The sequence below is a fragment of the Microbacterium arborescens genome, from assembly GCF_049707515.1.
GTDB lineage: Bacteria > Actinomycetota > Actinomycetes > Actinomycetales > Microbacteriaceae > Microbacterium > Microbacterium arborescens_B.
Genome location: NZ_JBNAFI010000003.1, coordinates 427,526 through 443,816, shown reverse-complemented (window position 1 = coordinate 443,816; position 16,291 = coordinate 427,526). Strand labels below are relative to the sequence as shown.

The following is a 16,291-nucleotide window of genomic DNA, read 5'->3' as shown; positions in this document are numbered from 1 at the left end:
GCGCTCAGTCGAAGAGCGTCGCGAACGATCCGCGCGCGGGGATCGTGCTGTTCGAGATGACCTCACCGTTCACGGCGATCGTGGGCGTGCCGATGCCCGAGGCGCCGGGCTGGATCGGCGTCTCCTTCGTCATCGCGGTCACGAACGAGGCGTAGGTGCGGTCGGTGACGCACGAGTCGATGCCGGTCACGCCGGCATCCGACGCGATCTGCAGGATCTGCTCGTCGGTCAGGCCCTCGGACTGCTCGGCCGGCTGCTGCTCGAACATCGCCTGCATGAAGGGCACGGCGGCGTCCGGGTCTGCTTCGGCGACGCAGTACATCGCGTTCGCGGCACGGGTGGAGTACTCGGTGCCCTGCGACGCACGGTCGAGGATCGAGATGGGGTGGATGTTGAGCGTGATCGTGCCGTCGTCGACGAGGTCGAGGATCTCGGGACCGTACGTCGCCTCGAACTGACCGCAGATCGGGCACATGAAGTCGATGTACGTGTCGAGCGTCTGCGAGCCCTCGCCCACGACGACGGCTCCGGTCTCCTGGTCGATGCCCGAGCCCGTCGGCGGCGTGCCCGGGTCGGTCGCGCTGTTGTTCATCCACACGACCAACCCCACGATGAGGGCCACCACGACCACGACGGCCGTCGACACCCAGATCGCGAACCAGTTGGTCTTGCCCGTCGCCGCTGCAGCCATCACTTCTCTCCTCAGCCGATTTCCGTCGGCACGATTCCATACGGAGCGAGCCCCGCAGCGCCACCGTCGGGCGCCGTGAGAACCCAGATGCCCCCATCATGCACAGCGACGCTATGTTCCCAGTGGGAGCCGTCCGACCCGTCGATCGTCGAGACGGTCCAGTCGTCGTCCTCGGTGAAGGTCTCCTCGGACCCGGCGACGACCATCGGCTCGATCGCGAGCACGAGGCCCGGCTTCACCTCGGGACCGAGATCGGCGACCCGGTAGTTGAACACCGACGGCGCCTCGTGCATCTTCCGGCCGATCCCGTGCCCGACGTAGTCGCGCAGGATGCCGTAGCCCTCGCCCGATGCCTCGATGGAGGTCTGGATCGCGTCGCCGATCTCGCCGATGCGCTTCGCGTTCGCCATGGCGGCGATGCCGGCCCACAGCGATTCCTCCGTCACCTGCGACAGTCGCTCGCGGCGCGCCACGAGCTCGGGACGCGCTGGGTCGGGGATGACGATCGTGATCGCCGAGTCGCCGTTCCAGCCGCGGTACTGCGCACCGGCGTCGATCGAGAGGATGTCGCCGGGCTCGAGCGGTCGGGAGTTCGGGATGCCGTGCACCACCTGCTCGTTGACCGACGCGCACACGGTGTGCCGGTAACCCCGGACGAGCTGGAAGTTCGACTCCGCCCCGCGCGAGCGGATGACGTCGGCCGCGATCGCATCGAGCTCGAGCGTCGTGATGCCCGGCTCGACGCACTCGCGTACGGCCTGCAGCGCGGCGGCCGTGATCCGACCGGGCTCGATCATCGCCTGCAGCTGAGCGGGCGACTTGTAGATGGAGCGGCGGCCGATCACGCCGTGATGCCGCGCGCGGTCAGCGCGGCGGTGATGCGCTCGGTGATGTCGTCGAGCGACCCGACGCCATCGATCTGGTCGACGATGCCGCGCTCCCGGAACACCTCGAGGATCGGAGCGGTCTCGCTCTCGTAGATCGAGAGCCGCTTGGCGATCGACTCCTCGTTGTCGTCGTCGCGGCCCTGCTCGGCCGCACGCTTGGAGAGGCGTGCGATCGACTCCTCACGGGGGACCACGAGCTCGATGACCGCCGTCAGCTCCTCGCCGCGGCCGCGGAGGAACGCGTCGAGGTCGCCGACCTGGGCGAGGTTCCGCGGGTACCCGTCCAGCAGGAACCCGCTCGCCGCGTCGTCCTCCTCGAGCCGGTCGCGCACGATCGCGCTGGTGAGCTCGTCGGGGACGAGGTCGCCGGCGTCGATGATCGCCTTGACCTGCTGGCCGAGCTCGGTGCCCTCTTTGACGTTGGCCCGGAAGACATCGCCGGTGGAGACGGCGGGGATGCCGAGCGCCTCCGCGATGCGGATGCCCTGGGTGCCCTTGCCCGAGCCCTGCGGCCCGATGATCAGCAGACGTGCAGCCGTCATCGCAGCAACCCTTCGTAGTGGCGCTGCTGAAGCTGCGCGTCGATCTGCTTCACCGTCTCGAGACCGACACCCACGATGATGAGGATGGATGCGCCGCCGAACGGGAAGTTCTGATTGGCACCGACCGTGGCGAGCGCGATCAGTGGCAGCAGGGCGATGAGACCCAGGTAGATCGAGCCCGGAGCGGTGATGCGGGTGAGCACGTAGTCGAGGTACTCGGCCGTGGGACGACCGGCACGGATGCCGGGGATGAAGCCGCCGTACTTCTTCATGTTGTCGGCGACGTCGACCGGGTTGAAGGTGATCGCGACGTAGAAGTAGGTGAATCCGATGATCAGCAAGAAGTACACCGCCATGTAGAGCGGGTGGTCACCGGTGGTGAAGTACTGCTGGATCCACGCCACCCAGCCCGGCACGTTGCCGTCGGCATCCGGGTTCTGGTTGAACTGCGCGATCAGGGCCGGGATGTACAGCAGCGACGAGGCGAAGATGACCGGCACGACACCGGCCATGTTGACCTTGATCGGGATGTAGGTGTTCGTGCCGCCGTAGGTGCGGCGACCGACCATCCGCTTGGCGTACTGCACCGGGATGCGCCGCTGCGACTGCTCGACGAAGACGACCAGGGCGACGACGACGATGCCGACCGCCAGGACGAGGAGGAAGACCTCGAAGCCGCGCGCGACGGCGATCGACCAGAGCGCGGCGGGGAAGGTCGCCGCGATCGAGGTGAAGATGAGGATGGACATGCCGTTGCCGACGCCCCGCTCGGTGACGAGCTCGGCGAACCACATGATGAGACCCGTGCCGGCGGTCATCGTGATGATCATCAGCAGCTGCGCGTACCAGGCCTCGGAGGTGACGAGCTGCTCGCACTCGGGCACACCGGCCACGGGGATCAGCTGCCCGGAGCGGGCGACCGTCACGAGGGTCGTCGACTGCAGCAGCGCCAGAGCGATCGTCAGGTAGCGCGTGTACTGCGTCAGCTTGGCCTGGCCCGACTGGCCCTCCTTGTAGAGGGTCTCGAAGTGCGGGATGACCACGCGCAGCAGCTGCACGATGATCGTCGCGGTGATGTACGGCATGACGCCGAGCGCGAAGATCGACAGCTGCAGCAGTGCGCCGCCCGAGAACAGGTTCACCAGCGAGAGCAGGCCCTGCGTGGTACCGCTCTGGTCGAGGCAGCTCTGCACGTTCGGGAAGTTCACGAACGGCGTCGGCACGTGCGCGCCCAGGCGGTAGATGGCGATGATCGCCAGGGTGAAGCCGATCTTCCGCCGGAGATCCGGAGTGCGGAAGACCCGCGCAATGGCGCTGAACAAGTGGATTCCTCCCAAGGGATGGGCGGCGTCTCGGGAAGACACCGTCAACCAGGTTATCCCAGGCCGTTCACGGGCGCGCCTCGGATACGACGAAGCGAGGGCCGGAGCGAACTCCGGCCCTCGCTGGCGACTTACTTGATGGAACCGCCGGCTGCGACGATCTTCTGCTCGGCAGAGCCCGAGACCTTGTCGACCGACACGTTCAGCGCGACCGAGATGTCGCCGGTGCCGAGCACCTTGACCTTCTCGTTCTTGCGGACGGCACCCTTGGCGACCAGGTCGCCGATGGTGACGTCGCCACCCTGCGGGTAGAGCTCCGCGAGCTTGTCCAGGTTCACGACCTGGTACTCGACGCGGAACGGGTTCTTGAACCCGCGCAGCTTCGGCGTGCGCATGTGAAGCGGCATCTGGCCACCCTCGAAGCCCGCCTTGACCTGGTACCGAGCCTTCTGGCCCTTGGTTCCGCGGCCCGCGGTCTTACCCTTCGAGCCCTCACCGCGACCGACACGGGTCTTCGCGGTGTTGGACCCGGGGACGGGACGCAGGTGGTGCACCTTCAGCACACCGGGGCGCGTGGCCGTGGTCTCGGCCTTCGCCTTCTTGTCGTCCTTCTTCTCAACCATCAGTCGATCTCCTCAACCTTCACGAGGTGCGCGACGGTCTTGACGTAGCCGCGCGTCTGCGCGTCGTCGGGACGGACGACCGAGTCGCCGATCCGCTTGAGACCCAGCGAACGCAGCGTGTCGCGCTGGTTCTGCTTCTCACTCACCTTGGACTTGACCTGGGTGACCTTCAGTCGAGCGGCCATCAGGCACCTACCTTCTGTGCGGCGATCGCCTCGGCCTCGGCGCGCACGAGACGAGCCGGCGCGACCTGGTCGAAGTCCAGGCCACGGCGTGCGGCGACCGCACGGGGCTCCTCGAGCTGCTTCAGTGCCTCGACGGTCGCGTGCACGATGTTGATCGTGTTCGACGAGCCGAGCGACTTCGACAGGACGTCGTGGATGCCGGCGCACTCGAGCACGGCGCGGACGGGACCACCGGCGATAACACCGGTACCGGCGGCGGCGGGGCGCAGGAGCACCACACCGGCGGCGGCCTCACCCTGGACGGGGTGGGGGATGGTCGAGCCCGTGCGGGGCACGCGGAAGAAGTTGCGCTTGGCCTCTTCGACACCCTTGGAGATGGCGAGGGGGACCTCACGCGCCTTGCCGTAGCCGACGCCCACGAGACCGTTGCCGTCGCCGACGACGACGAGAGCGGTGAAGCTGAAGCGACGACCACCCTTGACGACCTTCGACACGCGGTTGATCGTGACGACGCGCTCCAGGAACTGGCTCTTGTCGGCGTCGCGCGAACCGCGGTCGCGGTTGTTGTTGCGCTCGCGGCTGCCGCGGCGGGGCTCGCGGGCCTCGCGCTCGACGGGAGCGGTGCCGGCGGCCTGCTCGGTCGTAGCCTGTTCGGTCACAGGGTTCTCTCCGTTGTTGTTGGTCACTGCATCGCTCACAGGTTCAGACCTCCCTCGCGAGCGCCGTCGGCGATCGCTGCGACACGGCCCGCGTAGCGGTTGCCACCGCGGTCGAACACGACGTCCTCGACGCCGGCGGCCTTGGCGCGCTCGGCGACGAGCTCGCCGACCTTGCGGGCCTTGGCGGTCTTGTCACCGTCGAACGTGCGCAGGTCGGCCTCGAGGGTCGACGCCGAAGCGACCGTGTGGCCCTTGGCGTCGTCGACGAGCTGCACGAAGACGTGGCGGGCCGAGCGGGTCACGACCAGGCGCGGCCGGGCCTCGGTGCCCACGATCTTCTTGCGAAGGCGGGCGTGACGACGCGCACGCGCGTCGGACTTGCTCTTCAGAGCCATGCTTACTTACCAGCCTTTCCGGCCTTGCGGCGGACGACCTCGCCCGCGTATCGCACACCCTTGCCCTTGTAGGGCTCGGGCTTGCGGATCTTGCGGATGTTGGCCGCGGTCTCGCCGACCGCCTGCTTGTCGATGCCGCTGACCGTGAGCTTGTTGTTGCCCTCGACGGTCAGGGTGATGCCGGCGGGTGCCTCGACGGTGACGGGGTGCGAGAAGCCGAGAGCGAACTCGACGGACGAGCCCTTCTGAGCGACGCGGTAACCGGTGCCGACGACCTCGAGACCCTTGGTGTAGCCCTGGGTCACGCCGATGATGTTGTTGTTGATCAGGGTGCGGGTCAGACCGTGCAGGGCACGCGACTCGCGCTCGTCATCCGGACGGGTGACGAGAACCTGGTTTTCCTCGACCTTGGCCTCGATGGGCTTGGCGATGGTGAGTCGCAGCTCGCCCTTCGGGCCGGTGACGAGAACGTCCTGTCCGGTGACCTCGACGGTCACACCGGCAGGGATGTCAATGGGAAGACGTCCAATACGCGACATCAGATCACCACACGTAGGCGAGGACTTCCCCGCCGACGCCCTTCGACTCGGCCTGGCGGTCCGTGAGGAGGCCAGAGGAGGTGGACAGGATCGCGACACCCAGGCCACCGAGGACCGTGGGCAGCTCGGTCGACTTCGCGTACACGCGGAGACCGGGCTTGGAGACGCGCTTGATGCCGGCGATCGACCGCTCGCGGTTCGGGCCGTACTTGAGCGTCATGGTGAGGGTCTGGCCGACGCGGGCGTCGGTGACCTCCCAGGCCGAGATGTAGCCCTCGCGCTTGAGGATCTCGGCGATGTTGGTCTTGAGCTTGGAGCTCGGCAGCGACACGGAGTCGTGGTGCGCCGAGTTCGCGTTGCGCAGACGGGTCAGCATGTCTGCGACCGGGTCTGTCATCGTCATAGGTGTATTCCTTCGATCATGAGGTTTCGACTGCCGTTACACGACAGGCGACCTTCGATGAATGTCCATATTCAGTTGTGCAGTCGTTCGGCCCCGGAGCATGCCCCGAGGCCGAACGATCTACTGTACCGGATTACGCCTGAGCGTCGTCCGACTTGAACGGGAAGCCGAGCTGACGCAGCAGCGATCGGCCCTCGTCATCCGTCTTCGCCGTGGTGACGATCGTGATGTCGAAACCACGGACGCGGTCGATGCGGTCCTGGTTGATCTCGTGGAAGACCGCCTGCTCCTGCAGACCGAACGTGTAGTTGCCGTGCCCGTCGAACTGCTTGGGCGACAGACCGCGGAAGTCGCGGATGCGGGGCAGCGCGAGGTTCACGAGACGGTCCACGAACTCCCACGCACGGTCACCGCGGAGGGTGACGTGTGCGCCGATGGCCTGGCCCTCGCGCAGCTTGAACTGCGCGATGGACTTGCGGGCCTTCGTGACGATGGGCTTCTGACCGGTGATCTTGGTCAGGTCGTCCACGGCGCCGTCGATCACCTTGCTGTCGCGAGCTGCCTCGCCGACACCGGTGTTCACGACGACCTTCACGAGACCGGGGATCTGCATGACGTTGGCGTAGCCGAACTCGTCCTGCAGAGCCTTCTTGATCTCGCTCTGGTACTTCTGCTTCAGGCGGGGCTGGATCTTGCCAGCCGCCGCGGCAGTGGTGCTGCTCATATTCAGAGGTCCTTGCCGCTCTTCTTCGCGTAACGCACGCGGACGGTGCGCTTCACGCCGTCCTTCGTCTTCTCCTCGACGCGGTGACCGACGCGGGTCGGCTTCTTCGTCTCGGGGTCGACGACCTGGACGTTGGAGATGTGGATGGGGGCCTCGAAGGTCTCGATGCCACCCGTCTTGGTGCCGCGCTGCGTCTGGCCGACGCGGTTGTGCTTGGTGACGTAGTTCACGCCCTCGACGATGACGCGGTTCTGCTCGACGAGGACCTCGAGGACCTTGCCCTGCTTGCCGCGGTCGCCGCCGCGCTCGGGCTTGGCGCCCGTGATGACCTGAACCAGGTCACCCTTTTTGATGTTCGCCATGATCAGATGACCTCCGGGGCGAGCGAGACGATCTTCATGAACTTCTTGTCGCGAAGCTCACGACCGACCGGTCCGAAGATGCGGGTGCCGCGGGGCTCCCCGTCGTTCTTCAGGATGACGGCGGCGTTCTCGTCGAACTTGATGTACGAGCCGTCGGAACGGCGCGTCTGCTTGACGGTGCGAACGATGACGGCCTTGACGACGTCACCCTTCTTGACGTTGCCACCGGGGATCGCGTCCTTGACGGTGGCGACGATGATGTCGCCGAGTCCGGCGTACCGGCGGGCGGAGCCGCCGAGCACGCGGATGGTGAGCAGCTCCTTGGCGCCGGTGTTGTCGGCGACCTTGAGGCGGGATTCGGTCTGGATCATGAGATCACTTCGCCTTCTCGAGGACCTCGACCAGACGCCAGCGCTTGGTGGCGCTCAGCGGGCGAGTCTCGTTGATGAGGACGAGGTCGCCGATGCCGGCGGTGTTGGCCTCGTCGTGGGCCTTGACCTTCGACGTGCGGCGGATGACCTTGCCGTAGAGCGGGTGCTTCACGCGGTCCTCGACCTCGACGACGATCGTCTTGTCCATCTTGTCGCTCACGACATAGCCACGACGCGCCTTGCGGTAACCGCGGGCGTTCTCGTCGCGGACGTCGTGCGCGGCCGACTCGTGGCCGGCGGCCGCGGGTGCCGTAGCGGCATCCTTCTTCTCAGCCATCACTCGGTCTCTTCCTTCGCGGCCTCGGAGGCGTCATCCGCCTTCTTGGCCTTGGTCTTCTTCGCCTTCGGCGCCTCGGCGACGGGCGTGGCACGGATGCCCAGCTCGCGCTCGCGGATCACCGTGTAGAGCCGCGCGATGTCGCGCTTGACCGCACGGATGCGGCCGTGGCTCTCGAGCTGGCCGGTGGCCGACTGGAAGCGCAGGTTGAACAGCTCTTCCTTGGCCTTGCGCAGCTCCTCGACGAGGCGCTGGTCTTCGAACGTATCGAGCTCGCTCGGGGCGAGCGTCTTGGTGCCGACAGCCATTACGCGTCGCCCTCCTCGCGCTTGATGATGCGTGCCTTCAGCGGCAGCTTGTGAATGGCACGGGTCAGGGCCTCGCGTGCGAGCTCCTCGTTGACTCCGGCGACCTCGAAGAGGACGCGACCCGGCTTGACGTTGGCGACCCACCACTCCGGCGAACCCTTACCGGAACCCATGCGGGTTTCGGCCGGCTTCTTCGTGAGCGGACGGTCGGGGTAGACGTTGATCCACACCTTGCCGCCACGCTTGATGTGACGCGTCATGGCGATACGAGCGGACTCGATCTGACGGTTGGTCACGTAAGCGGGCGTGAGCGCCTGGATACCGTACTCGCCGAAGGAGACCTTCGTGCCGCCGGTGGCCTGGCCATCGCGCTTGGGGTGGTGCTGCTTGCGGTACTTGACCTTGCGGGGGATAAGCATCAGGCCGACGCTCCTTCTGCCACGGGGGCCTCGTTGCGGGGACCACGACGGCGGTCACCGCGGTCGTCGCGACCGCGCGAGGTCTTCGGCGCGTTGGCCTGCTCGCGAGCGAGCTCCTTGGCCGTCAGGTCGCCCTTGTAGATCCAGACCTTGACGCCGATGCGGCCGAAGGTGGTCTTGGCCTCGTAGAAGCCGTAGTCGATGTTCGCGCGGAGGGTGTGCAGCGGCACGCGGCCGTCGCGGTAGAACTCCGAGCGGCTCATCTCCGCGCCGCCGAGGCGGCCCGAGACCTGGATCCGGATGCCCTTGGCACCGGCGCGCTGTGCACCCTGCAGACCCTTGCGCATCGCGCGGCGGAAAGCCACGCGAGCGGAGAGCTGCTCGGCGATGCCCTGCGCGACGAGCTGGGCGTCGGCCTCGGGGTTCTTGACCTCGAGGATGTTGAGCTGGATCTGCTTGCCGGTGAGCTTCTCGAGGTCGGCGCGGATGCGCTCGGCCTCGGCGCCACGACGACCGATCACGATGCCCGGACGGGCGGTGTGGATGTCGACGCGGACGCGGTCACGGGTGCGCTCGATCTCGATGTTGCTGACGCCGGCGCGGTCGAGTGACGTGGTCAGCAGTCGACGGATCTTGATGTCCTCGGCGACGTAGTCGGCGTAACGCTGGCCCGGCTTGGTCGAGTCCGAGAACCAACGCGACACGTGGTCCGTGGTGATGCCGAGGCGGAAGCCGTACGGGTTGACTTTCTGTCCCATTACTTGCTCGCCTTCTTGCTCGTACCGGCGGCCGCGGTGCCCGCGTCCTCCGGCGTCGACAGCACGATCGTGATGTGGCTCGTGCGCTTCTTGATCTGGAAGGCGCGACCCTGGGCGCGGGGCTGGAAACGCTTGAGCGTCGTGCCCTCGTCGACGTACGCGTTCTTCACGTACAGGTCTGCGTCGTCCAGGAACTCGTTGTCCTTGTCGGCCTTGACGCGAGCGTTCGCGACCGCCGAGGCGACGAGCTTGTAGATCGGCTCGCTGGCGCTCTGGGGGGCGAACTTCAGGATGGCGAGAGCCTCCTGAGCCTGCTTGCCCTTGATGAGCGCGACGACACGACGAGCCTTCTGAGGGGTCACGCGGATGTGCTTCACGCGTGCGGTGGATTCCACCATGTCTCTCCTCCTCTGTCCTCTCTGGAACTGCCCCCGCGTCAGCGGCGGCGGCCCTTCTTGTCGTCCTTCACGTGGCCGCGGAAGGTGCGGGTGGGCGCGAATTCGCCCAGCTTGTGGCCGACCATGGTCTCGGACACGAACACGGGGATGTGCTTGCGTCCGTCGTGCACGGCGATCGTGTGACCCAGCATCGCCGGGATGATCATCGAACGGCGCGACCAGGTCTTGATGACGTTCTTGGAGCCGGCTTCGTTCTGCGCGACCACCTTGCGAAGCAGGTGCTCGTCGACGAAGGGGCCCTTCTTCAGGCTGCGAGGCATCTTCCTCTACTCCTACTTGCGCTTCTTGCCGGCGTTGCGACGGCGGACGATGTACTTGTCGCTCTCCTTGTTGGGGTGGCGGGTGCGACCCTCAGCCTGGCCCCAGGGAGTGACGGGGTGACGACCACCGGACGTCTTGCCCTCACCACCACCGTGCGGGTGGTCGACCGGGTTCATGGCGACACCACGAACCGTCGGGCGAACGCCCTTCCAGCGCTTGCGGCCGGCCTTGCCCCAGTTGATGTTCGACTGCTCGGCGTTGCCGACCTCGCCGATGGTCGCGCGGCAGCGCGCATCGACGTTGCGGATCTCGCCGGAGGGCAGACGCAGCTGGGCGTAGGGGCCGTCCTTCGCGACCAGACGCACGCTGGCGCCGGCCGAGCGAGCCATCTTCGCGCCGCCGCCGGGGCGGAGCTCGATGGCGTGGATGACCGTACCGGTCGGGATGTTGCGCAGCGGCAGGTTGTTGCCGGGCTTGATGTCGGCGCCGGCACCCGACTCGACGATGTCGCCCTGCTGCAGCTTGTTCGGGGCGATGATGTAACGCTTCTCGCCGTCGACGTAGTGCAGGAGCGCGATGCGCGCGGTGCGGTTGGGGTCGTACTCGATGTGAGCGACCTTGGCGTTGACGCCGTCCTTGTCGTTGCGACGGAAGTCGATCACGCGGTACTGGCGCTTGTGGCCACCACCGATGTGACGCGTCGTGATGCGGCCCTGGTTGTTACGGCCACCGGTCTTGGCGAGCGGGCGGAGGAGCGACTTCTCGGGCGTCGATCGGGTGATCTCGGCGAAGTCGGCCACCGACGAACCGCGGCGACCCGGGGTCGTGGGCTTGTACTTGCGAATAGCCATGTTCGTTGTCCTCTATCCCGACCGTCAGCCGACTGCCGTGAAGATGTCGATGGTGCCCGACTTCAGGGTGACGATGGCGCGCTTGGTGTCCTTGCGCTTGCCGGTGCCGAAGCGGGTGCGACGGGACTTGCCCGCGCGGTTGAGCGTGTTGACCGCGGCGACCTTCACTCCGAAGATCTTCTCGATCGCGAGCTTGATCTCGGTCTTCGACGCACGGGGGTCCACGAGGAACGTGTACTTGCCCTCGTCGATGAGCGAGTAGCTCTTCTCCGAGACGACCGGCTTCAGGATGATGTCGCGCGGGTCCTTGTTGACGTCGGTCATGCCGAGACCTCCTCGGTGGCGCCGGCCTTGGACGCGACGAACGCGTCGTAGGCGGCCTTGGTGAAGACGAGGTCGTCCGAGACGAGCACGTCGTAGGCGTTGAGCTGGTCGAACGTCAGCACGTGGACGTACGCGAGGTTGCGCACGCTCTTGACGGTGAGCTCGTCACCGCGCTCGATGACCACGAGCACGTTCTTCGTGGCGCCGAGGCCGCTCAGCACCGCAGCAGCGGTCTTGGTCGAAGGAGCACCCTCGACACCGAACGAGTCGATGATGTGCAGACGCTGTCCGCGAGCACGGTCGCTGAGCGCACCGAGCAGTGCGGCGGCGACCATCTTCTTGGGGGTGCGCTGCGAGTAGTTGCGCGGCTTGGGGCCGTGCACGATGCCACCACCGGTCATGTGCGGCGCGCGGATCGAGCCCTGACGGGCGTTACCCGTGCCCTTCTGCTTGAAGGGCTTGCGGCCGGCACCCGAGACCTCACCGCGACGCTTGGTCGAGTGGGTTCCCTGGCGAGCCGCCGCGAGCTGCGCGACGACGACCTGGTGGATGAGCGGAACGTTGGTCTTGACGTCGAAGAGGGCGGCGGGCAGCTCCACGGAGCCGGCCTTCTTGCCGGAGGCACTCTGGACGTCGAGCGCGAGAGTCGAGTCAGCCATGATCAGGCACCCTTCACAGCGTTGCGGACGTAGACGATGCGGCCGCGGGCACCGGGGACGGCGCCCTTGACGAGCAGCAGACCCTTCTCGGCGTCGACGGCGTGCACCGTGAGGTTGAGGACGGTCACGCGCTCGCCACCCATGCGGCCGGCCATGCGCATGCCCTTGAAGACGCGGCTGGGCGTCGACGAGGCACCGATGGAACCGGGCTTGCGGTGGTTGCGGTGCGCACCGTGCGAGGCCGAGACGCCCTTGAAGTTGTGGCGCTTCATGACACCCGCGGTGCCCTTGCCCTTGCTGGTGCCGACGACGTCGACCAGCTGGCCGGCCTCGAACGTGTCACCGGCGGTGAGCTCCTGGCCGAGCGAGTAGTCAGCGGCATCCGCCGTGCGGATCTCGGTGACGTGGCGGCGCGGGGTCACACCGGCGGCCTCGAAGTGGGCCGTGAGGGGCTTGTTGACCTTGCGGGGGTCGATCTGGCCGGCAGCGATCTGAACGGCCGAGTAGCCGTCCTTCTCGGGCGTGCGCAGCTGGGTGACCACGTTCGGCGCGATCTCGATGACCGTGACGGGGACGAGCTTGCCCTGCTCGTTCCAGACCTGGGTCATGCCGAGCTTGGTGCCGAGGAGACCCTTGGAAACCTTGGAGTTGATGTCAGCCATGTCGAACCTCAGAGCTTGATCTCGATGTTGACGTCGGCCGGAAGGTCGAGACGCATGAGCGAGTCGACAGCCTTCGGCGTCGGGTCGACGATGTCGATCAGACGCTTGTGGGTGCGCATCTCGAAGTGCTCGCGGCTGTCCTTGTACTTGTGGGGCGACCGGATGACGCACACGACGTTCTTCTCGGTCGGCAGCGGCACGGGTCCGACGACAGTCGCGCCCGCACGGGTCACGGTGTCGACGATCTTGCGTGCCGAGGTGTCGATGACCTCGTGGTCGTACGACTTCAGGCGAATGCGGATCTTCTGTCCCGCCATTTGTCTGCTCACTCTCTTTATCGCGTCTTACGTCTCGCTGGTCGCGAGCGCATTGGACGCCCGGTGGCGCGGTCTGCGCCGGGCACTTCTCACCGCCGGGGCGGTGATGCTGCACCACTGTTCTGATGTCAAACCCGCGGGTCGCCCTGCGGTTCCACACCCTGCGCGCACGCGCGCATCCTGTCTCCAGGTCGGTGTGGGGTTCGATGTTCATCTGCCCGTGGCCTAGGACTCTGCGCTTCGCGCCGCCTATGCACTGTCGTGACAGTGATCCGGGATGCTGCGCACCCATCGGAATGTGGAACCTGGATAGTCTACGTGCCGCCCGGGCGTGTCGCAAACCCGGGCGTGTCGCGATATCCGTTCCGCGTCGCACGGCGGCCGTGAGGCCTCCCCGCGCGAGCGCCGAGAGCGCACCGTCCGCGCGAACACGCACCTTCTATGGTGCACCCTCGCGACGACGGTGCGCGCTCGGCGATGCTGCGCGTATCAGCGCAGGAGGCCGTGGGAGCGGAGGAATGCGGCGAACGCGGGGCGCGAGCCGAGGCGCTCCCACCCCCACCGGATCGGGGTCCAGCCGGTCGCGGCGACGATGCGGCTCTCGCGCTCGCGCTGCGCGCGCAGCACGTCACGGGGCGAGCGACCTGCGGTGAGCGCGGGATCGAGGTACTTGCCGTCGCCGTCGAACTCGCCGAACTTCCGCAGCGGGGGCCAGGCGAAGTCGAGGAACGCCCACCGCCCGTCGCCGAGCGCGATGGGATGCTGGAGCGTCGGTTCCGCGGCGCCGAGCTGCTGCATCCACAGCCGGCTGATACTCTCGCCCGGCAGCTGCGAGCGGCCGTCGGCGATCGAGACCACGAAGCGCGCGCGCCGGATGCCGCGGGCGCCGGGTGCATCGTCGACACGCGCGCGGACGTCGTTGAGCAGCACGGTGGCGGCGCGCTCGTCGTACCCGTCCCGCTCGTGCCACGCCGCCGCTCGCAGCGCGGCATCCATCGCGGCGGTCGCGGTCTCGGCCGTCTCCGCGCACAGCACGTCGAAAAGCGTGCGGGCGAGGCTCGTGACGCGGAGCGACCCGACGCGGGCGACATCCGCGTCAGCGACCTCGTGCCGATGGCGCACGACGTCGCTGCGACTCGGGGCGGGCGCAGCCCCGAGCTCGAGAGTGTGCACACGGGCATCGTCACCGCGGTGCATCGGAATCCCGTGCAGCGCAGCGGCCGTCGCGTGCGAGAAGACCGGCTCGCGCGTGGCGACGGCGGCGAGGGCGTGCGCGCGAAGCCGCATCCGCTCCTCCGGACGCGCAGCTACCCATCGGGTTGCCGCGATGTAGACGCCCCGGCGCACGCGCACGAGCTCTCCGGCATCGACGGACCGGTCGAGAGCGGACATCTCGCCGCGACGGTGCGCATCACGCCGGAGGATCAGGTCGTCGCGCTCGGTCACTCCCCCACGGTGCCGCTCCTACCGCCCCGGCACTTCCCCGCACCCCTCTCCCGGTGCAGCATCCCGCGCGCCGCGCCCCTGGGGAGGAATCCCCCACGGAAACGCGAGAACGCACCGTCGGTGCGAGCGCACACCATCTACGGTGCGACCTCGCGGCGACGGTGCGTTCTCGGCGCGTGGGCCTACTGGTTGCCGATGTTCTTGTCGACGTTCTCGCGGACGTCGTCGACCTTCGCGTGGTGCTGTTCGGGAACGACCTTCTTCACCGCGTCGGCCGCGCCCTGCAGGAACTTGTCGCTGACGTCCTCGGCCTTCTCGCTCTTGAGGGCCTCCTCGATCTTGTCGCGGTTCTGATCGAACATCTGCTTGCCCTTGTTGATGATGTCGTCCACGCCCATGGCACGGTCCTTTCGTCGAACGGTTGAAGCCATGACAGCGCGCCCGCCGGGCCCGCGTCAACAGCTTGCGGAACGACGAAACCCCCCGGATCCGAAGATCCGAGGGGTTTCGCGAAGGAAGTCGAAAGACTTACTTGACGATCTTGGTCACCGTGCCGGCGCCGACGGTGCGGCCACCCTCACGGATCGCGAAGCCGAGGCCCTCTTCCATGGCGATCGGCTGGATGAGCTCGACCGACATGTCGGTGGTGTCACCGGGCATGACCATCTCGGTGCCCTCGGGCAGCGAGATGACGCCGGTGACGTCCGTGGTGCGGAAGTAGAACTGCGGGCGGTAGTTCGTGTAGAAGGGGTTGTGACGGCCACCCTCCTCCTTCGAGAGGATGTAGGCAGTGCCCTCGAAGTTGGTGTGCGGCGTAACCGAACCCGGCTTCACGACGACCTGGCCACGCTCGACGTCGTCACGCTTGGTGCCGCGGAGGAGCAGACCACAGTTCTCGCCGGCCCAGGCCTCGTCGAGCTGCTTGTGGAACATCTCGATGCCCGTGACCGTGGTCTTCTGCGTCGGGCGGATGCCGACGATCTCGACCTCGGAGTTGATGGCGAGGGTGCCACGCTCGGCGCGACCGGTGACGACGGTTCCACGACCGGTGATCGTGAAGACATCCTCGACGGGCATGAGGAACGGCTTGTCCTTGTCACGCACCGGGTCGGGGATCGACTCGTCGACGGCGTCCATGAGCTCGACGATGGCGTTGACCCACTGCTCGTCGCCCTCGAGAGCCTTCAGGCCCGAGACGCGGACGACGGGGGCGTTGTCACCATCGAAGTCCTGCGACGACAGCAGCTCGCGAACCTCGAGCTCGACGAGCTCCAGGATCTCCTCGTCGTCGACCATGTCGGACTTGTTCAGCGCGACCAGCAGGTAGGGGACGCCGACCTGCTTGGCGAGCAGGACGTGCTCGCGGGTCTGAGCCATCGGGCCGTCGGTGGCGGCGACCACGAGGATGGCGCCGTCCATCTGAGCAGCACCGGTGATCATGTTCTTGATGTAGTCAGCGTGACCCGGGGCGTCGACGTGAGCGTAGTGACGCTTCGGGGTCTCGTACTCGACGTGCGAGATGTTGATCGTGATACCACGCTGACGCTCTTCGGGCGCCGAGTCGATCGACGCGAAGTCACGCTGCACGTTGGTGGCCGACGGGTACTTGTCGGCGAGCACCTTCGAGATCGCCGCGGTGAGCGTCGTCTTGCCGTGGTCGACGTGACCGATGGTTCCGATGTTGACGTGCGGCTTGGTCCGCTCGAACTTGGCCTTAGCCACTGGGTCCTCCTCAGGACTGTCGTTGTAGATCTCCGGGCGCTGGATTGCGACCGGTTCTCTACGGGG

At 67.0% G+C, this 16,291-nt stretch carries 27 protein-coding genes; all 27 read right to left on the bottom strand.

What is annotated here, in order from left to right:
* Positions 1-4: 4 nt before the first annotated feature.
* On the bottom strand, positions 5-691 hold the full coding sequence (locus ACPYN5_RS09135) for a DsbA family protein (protein ID WP_424448660.1): 687 nt from the start codon (positions 689-691) through the stop codon (positions 5-7).
* 11 nt (positions 692-702) lie between these two features.
* Positions 703-1,536, bottom strand: coding sequence for a type I methionyl aminopeptidase (map, locus tag ACPYN5_RS09130; protein WP_424448659.1), 834 nt, complete (start codon positions 1,534-1,536; stop codon positions 703-705).
* Complete coding sequence (locus ACPYN5_RS09125; RefSeq protein WP_424448658.1) at positions 1,533-2,120, bottom strand: adenylate kinase; 588 nt, start codon at positions 2,118-2,120, stop codon at positions 1,533-1,535. Before ACPYN5_RS09125 ends, map begins: the two co-directional genes overlap by 4 nt.
* A complete protein-coding gene (gene secY / locus ACPYN5_RS09120) occupies positions 2,117-3,442 on the bottom strand; it encodes a preprotein translocase subunit SecY (protein ID WP_424448657.1) in 1,326 nt (441 codons plus the stop codon). The genes ACPYN5_RS09125 and secY overlap by 4 nt, the downstream gene beginning before the upstream one ends.
* A 131-nt stretch (positions 3,443-3,573) precedes the next feature.
* Positions 3,574-4,065, bottom strand: a complete 492-nt coding sequence (gene rplO / locus ACPYN5_RS09115; protein ID WP_424448656.1) for a 50S ribosomal protein L15 — start codon at positions 4,063-4,065, stop codon at positions 3,574-3,576.
* Positions 4,065-4,250 (bottom strand): 50S ribosomal protein L30, encoded by a 186-nt coding sequence (gene rpmD, locus ACPYN5_RS09110; RefSeq protein WP_023954062.1) that lies wholly within the window; start codon positions 4,248-4,250, stop codon positions 4,065-4,067. Before rpmD ends, rplO begins: the two co-directional genes overlap by 1 nt.
* On the bottom strand, positions 4,250-4,948 hold the full coding sequence (rpsE, locus tag ACPYN5_RS09105) for a 30S ribosomal protein S5 (protein WP_424448655.1): 699 nt from the start codon (positions 4,946-4,948) through the stop codon (positions 4,250-4,252). Before rpsE ends, rpmD begins: the two co-directional genes overlap by 1 nt.
* A complete protein-coding gene (gene rplR, locus ACPYN5_RS09100) occupies positions 4,945-5,304 on the bottom strand; it encodes a 50S ribosomal protein L18 (protein ID WP_424448654.1) in 360 nt (119 codons plus the stop codon). The genes rpsE and rplR overlap by 4 nt, the downstream gene beginning before the upstream one ends.
* A gap of 2 nt (positions 5,305-5,306) precedes the next feature.
* Positions 5,307-5,843, bottom strand: coding sequence for a 50S ribosomal protein L6 (gene rplF / locus ACPYN5_RS09095; RefSeq protein WP_424448653.1), 537 nt, complete (start codon positions 5,841-5,843; stop codon positions 5,307-5,309).
* Between the two features lie 4 nt (positions 5,844-5,847).
* Positions 5,848-6,246, bottom strand: a complete 399-nt coding sequence (rpsH, locus tag ACPYN5_RS09090; protein WP_424448652.1) for a 30S ribosomal protein S8 — start codon at positions 6,244-6,246, stop codon at positions 5,848-5,850.
* A 133-nt stretch (positions 6,247-6,379) separates the two neighbouring features.
* Complete coding sequence (gene rplE / locus ACPYN5_RS09085) at positions 6,380-6,970, bottom strand: 50S ribosomal protein L5 (protein ID WP_424448651.1); 591 nt, start codon at positions 6,968-6,970, stop codon at positions 6,380-6,382.
* A 2-nt stretch (positions 6,971-6,972) separates the two neighbouring features.
* Complete coding sequence (rplX, locus tag ACPYN5_RS09080) at positions 6,973-7,332, bottom strand: 50S ribosomal protein L24 (RefSeq protein WP_424448650.1); 360 nt, start codon at positions 7,330-7,332, stop codon at positions 6,973-6,975.
* Positions 7,333-7,334: 2 nt separating this feature from the next.
* Positions 7,335-7,703, bottom strand: a complete 369-nt coding sequence (rplN, locus tag ACPYN5_RS09075) for a 50S ribosomal protein L14 (protein WP_091500775.1) — start codon at positions 7,701-7,703, stop codon at positions 7,335-7,337.
* A 4-nt stretch (positions 7,704-7,707) separates the two neighbouring features.
* A complete protein-coding gene (gene rpsQ, locus ACPYN5_RS09070) occupies positions 7,708-8,040 on the bottom strand; it encodes a 30S ribosomal protein S17 (RefSeq protein WP_120264235.1) in 333 nt (110 codons plus the stop codon).
* Positions 8,040-8,348, bottom strand: a complete 309-nt coding sequence (gene rpmC / locus ACPYN5_RS09065; protein ID WP_424448649.1) for a 50S ribosomal protein L29 — start codon at positions 8,346-8,348, stop codon at positions 8,040-8,042. Before rpmC ends, rpsQ begins: the two co-directional genes overlap by 1 nt.
* Entirely contained in the window at positions 8,348-8,767 is a 420-nt protein-coding gene (gene rplP, locus ACPYN5_RS09060; RefSeq protein WP_091500777.1) for a 50S ribosomal protein L16, read from the bottom strand. The genes rpmC and rplP overlap by 1 nt, the downstream gene beginning before the upstream one ends.
* The gene (gene rpsC, locus ACPYN5_RS09055) at positions 8,767-9,525 is read right to left on the bottom strand and encodes a 30S ribosomal protein S3 (RefSeq protein WP_424448648.1); all 759 of its coding nucleotides are present in this window, start codon (positions 9,523-9,525) and stop codon (positions 8,767-8,769) included. Before rpsC ends, rplP begins: the two co-directional genes overlap by 1 nt.
* Positions 9,525-9,923, bottom strand: a complete 399-nt coding sequence (gene rplV, locus ACPYN5_RS09050) for a 50S ribosomal protein L22 (RefSeq protein WP_424448647.1) — start codon at positions 9,921-9,923, stop codon at positions 9,525-9,527. The genes rpsC and rplV overlap by 1 nt, the downstream gene beginning before the upstream one ends.
* Positions 9,924-9,961: 38 nt before the next feature.
* Complete coding sequence (gene rpsS, locus ACPYN5_RS09045) at positions 9,962-10,243, bottom strand: 30S ribosomal protein S19 (protein WP_023954043.1); 282 nt, start codon at positions 10,241-10,243, stop codon at positions 9,962-9,964.
* Positions 10,244-10,255: 12 nt separating this feature from the next.
* The gene (gene rplB, locus ACPYN5_RS09040) at positions 10,256-11,095 is read right to left on the bottom strand and encodes a 50S ribosomal protein L2 (protein WP_210006230.1); all 840 of its coding nucleotides are present in this window, start codon (positions 11,093-11,095) and stop codon (positions 10,256-10,258) included.
* A gap of 24 nt (positions 11,096-11,119) precedes the next feature.
* A complete protein-coding gene (gene rplW, locus ACPYN5_RS09035; protein WP_424448646.1) occupies positions 11,120-11,419 on the bottom strand; it encodes a 50S ribosomal protein L23 in 300 nt (99 codons plus the stop codon).
* The gene (gene rplD, locus ACPYN5_RS09030; RefSeq protein ID WP_424448645.1) at positions 11,416-12,078 is read right to left on the bottom strand and encodes a 50S ribosomal protein L4; all 663 of its coding nucleotides are present in this window, start codon (positions 12,076-12,078) and stop codon (positions 11,416-11,418) included. The genes rplW and rplD overlap by 4 nt, the downstream gene beginning before the upstream one ends.
* A 2-nt stretch (positions 12,079-12,080) precedes the next feature.
* The gene (gene rplC / locus ACPYN5_RS09025) at positions 12,081-12,740 is read right to left on the bottom strand and encodes a 50S ribosomal protein L3 (RefSeq protein WP_424448644.1); all 660 of its coding nucleotides are present in this window, start codon (positions 12,738-12,740) and stop codon (positions 12,081-12,083) included.
* Positions 12,741-12,748: 8 nt separating this feature from the next.
* Positions 12,749-13,057, bottom strand: a complete 309-nt coding sequence (gene rpsJ / locus ACPYN5_RS09020; protein WP_017201594.1) for a 30S ribosomal protein S10 — start codon at positions 13,055-13,057, stop codon at positions 12,749-12,751.
* A 489-nt stretch (positions 13,058-13,546) separates the two neighbouring features.
* On the bottom strand, positions 13,547-14,503 hold the full coding sequence (locus ACPYN5_RS09015) for a hypothetical protein (RefSeq protein ID WP_424448643.1): 957 nt from the start codon (positions 14,501-14,503) through the stop codon (positions 13,547-13,549).
* A gap of 182 nt (positions 14,504-14,685) precedes the next feature.
* Positions 14,686-14,901 (bottom strand): hypothetical protein, encoded by a 216-nt coding sequence (locus ACPYN5_RS09010; protein ID WP_424448642.1) that lies wholly within the window; start codon positions 14,899-14,901, stop codon positions 14,686-14,688.
* Positions 14,902-15,031: 130 nt separating this feature from the next.
* Positions 15,032-16,225: an elongation factor Tu gene (gene tuf / locus ACPYN5_RS09005; protein WP_091500783.1), complete on the bottom strand. Its 1,194-nt coding sequence runs from the start codon at positions 16,223-16,225 to the stop codon at positions 15,032-15,034.
* Positions 16,226-16,291: the final 66 nt, after the last annotated feature.

What these genes read in the sequence shown, in the direction of transcription:
- ACPYN5_RS09135 (WP_424448660.1), bottom strand. Translation starts at nt 691, where the DNA reads ATGGCTGCAGCGGCGACGGGCAAGACCAACTGGTTCGCGATCTGGGTG.
- ACPYN5_RS09125 (WP_424448658.1), bottom strand. Translation starts at nt 2,120, where the DNA reads ATGACGGCTGCACGTCTGCTGATCATCGGGCCGCAGGGCTCGGGCAAG.
- rplO (WP_424448656.1), bottom strand. Translation starts at nt 4,065, where the DNA reads ATGGTTGAGAAGAAGGACGACAAGAAGGCGAAGGCCGAGACCACGGCC.
- rpmD (WP_023954062.1), bottom strand. Translation starts at nt 4,250, where the DNA reads ATGGCCGCTCGACTGAAGGTCACCCAGGTCAAGTCCAAGGTGAGTGAG.
- rplR (WP_424448654.1), bottom strand. Translation starts at nt 5,304, where the DNA reads ATGGCTCTGAAGAGCAAGTCCGACGCGCGTGCGCGTCGTCACGCCCGC.
- rplF (WP_424448653.1), bottom strand. Translation starts at nt 5,843, where the DNA reads ATGTCGCGTATTGGACGTCTTCCCATTGACATCCCTGCCGGTGTGACC.
- rpsH (WP_424448652.1), bottom strand. Translation starts at nt 6,246, where the DNA reads ATGACGATGACAGACCCGGTCGCAGACATGCTGACCCGTCTGCGCAAC.
- rplE (WP_424448651.1), bottom strand. Translation starts at nt 6,970, where the DNA reads ATGAGCAGCACCACTGCCGCGGCGGCTGGCAAGATCCAGCCCCGCCTG.
- rplX (WP_424448650.1), bottom strand. Translation starts at nt 7,332, where the DNA reads ATGGCGAACATCAAAAAGGGTGACCTGGTTCAGGTCATCACGGGCGCC.
- rplN (WP_091500775.1), bottom strand. Translation starts at nt 7,703, where the DNA reads ATGATCCAGACCGAATCCCGCCTCAAGGTCGCCGACAACACCGGCGCC.
- rpsQ (WP_120264235.1), bottom strand. Translation starts at nt 8,040, where the DNA reads ATGGCTGAGAAGAAGGATGCCGCTACGGCACCCGCGGCCGCCGGCCAC.
- rpmC (WP_424448649.1), bottom strand. Translation starts at nt 8,348, where the DNA reads ATGGCTGTCGGCACCAAGACGCTCGCCCCGAGCGAGCTCGATACGTTC.
- rplP (WP_091500777.1), bottom strand. Translation starts at nt 8,767, where the DNA reads ATGCTTATCCCCCGCAAGGTCAAGTACCGCAAGCAGCACCACCCCAAG.
- rpsC (WP_424448648.1), bottom strand. Translation starts at nt 9,525, where the DNA reads ATGGGACAGAAAGTCAACCCGTACGGCTTCCGCCTCGGCATCACCACG.
- rplV (WP_424448647.1), bottom strand. Translation starts at nt 9,923, where the DNA reads ATGGTGGAATCCACCGCACGCGTGAAGCACATCCGCGTGACCCCTCAG.
- rpsS (WP_023954043.1), bottom strand. Translation starts at nt 10,243, where the DNA reads ATGCCTCGCAGCCTGAAGAAGGGCCCCTTCGTCGACGAGCACCTGCTT.
- rplB (WP_210006230.1), bottom strand. Translation starts at nt 11,095, where the DNA reads ATGGCTATTCGCAAGTACAAGCCCACGACCCCGGGTCGCCGCGGTTCG.
- rplW (WP_424448646.1), bottom strand. Translation starts at nt 11,419, where the DNA reads ATGACCGACGTCAACAAGGACCCGCGCGACATCATCCTGAAGCCGGTC.
- rplD (WP_424448645.1), bottom strand. Translation starts at nt 12,078, where the DNA reads ATGGCTGACTCGACTCTCGCGCTCGACGTCCAGAGTGCCTCCGGCAAG.
- rplC (WP_424448644.1), bottom strand. Translation starts at nt 12,740, where the DNA reads ATGGCTGACATCAACTCCAAGGTTTCCAAGGGTCTCCTCGGCACCAAG.
- rpsJ (WP_017201594.1), bottom strand. Translation starts at nt 13,057, where the DNA reads ATGGCGGGACAGAAGATCCGCATTCGCCTGAAGTCGTACGACCACGAG.
- ACPYN5_RS09010 (WP_424448642.1), bottom strand. Translation starts at nt 14,901, where the DNA reads ATGGGCGTGGACGACATCATCAACAAGGGCAAGCAGATGTTCGATCAG.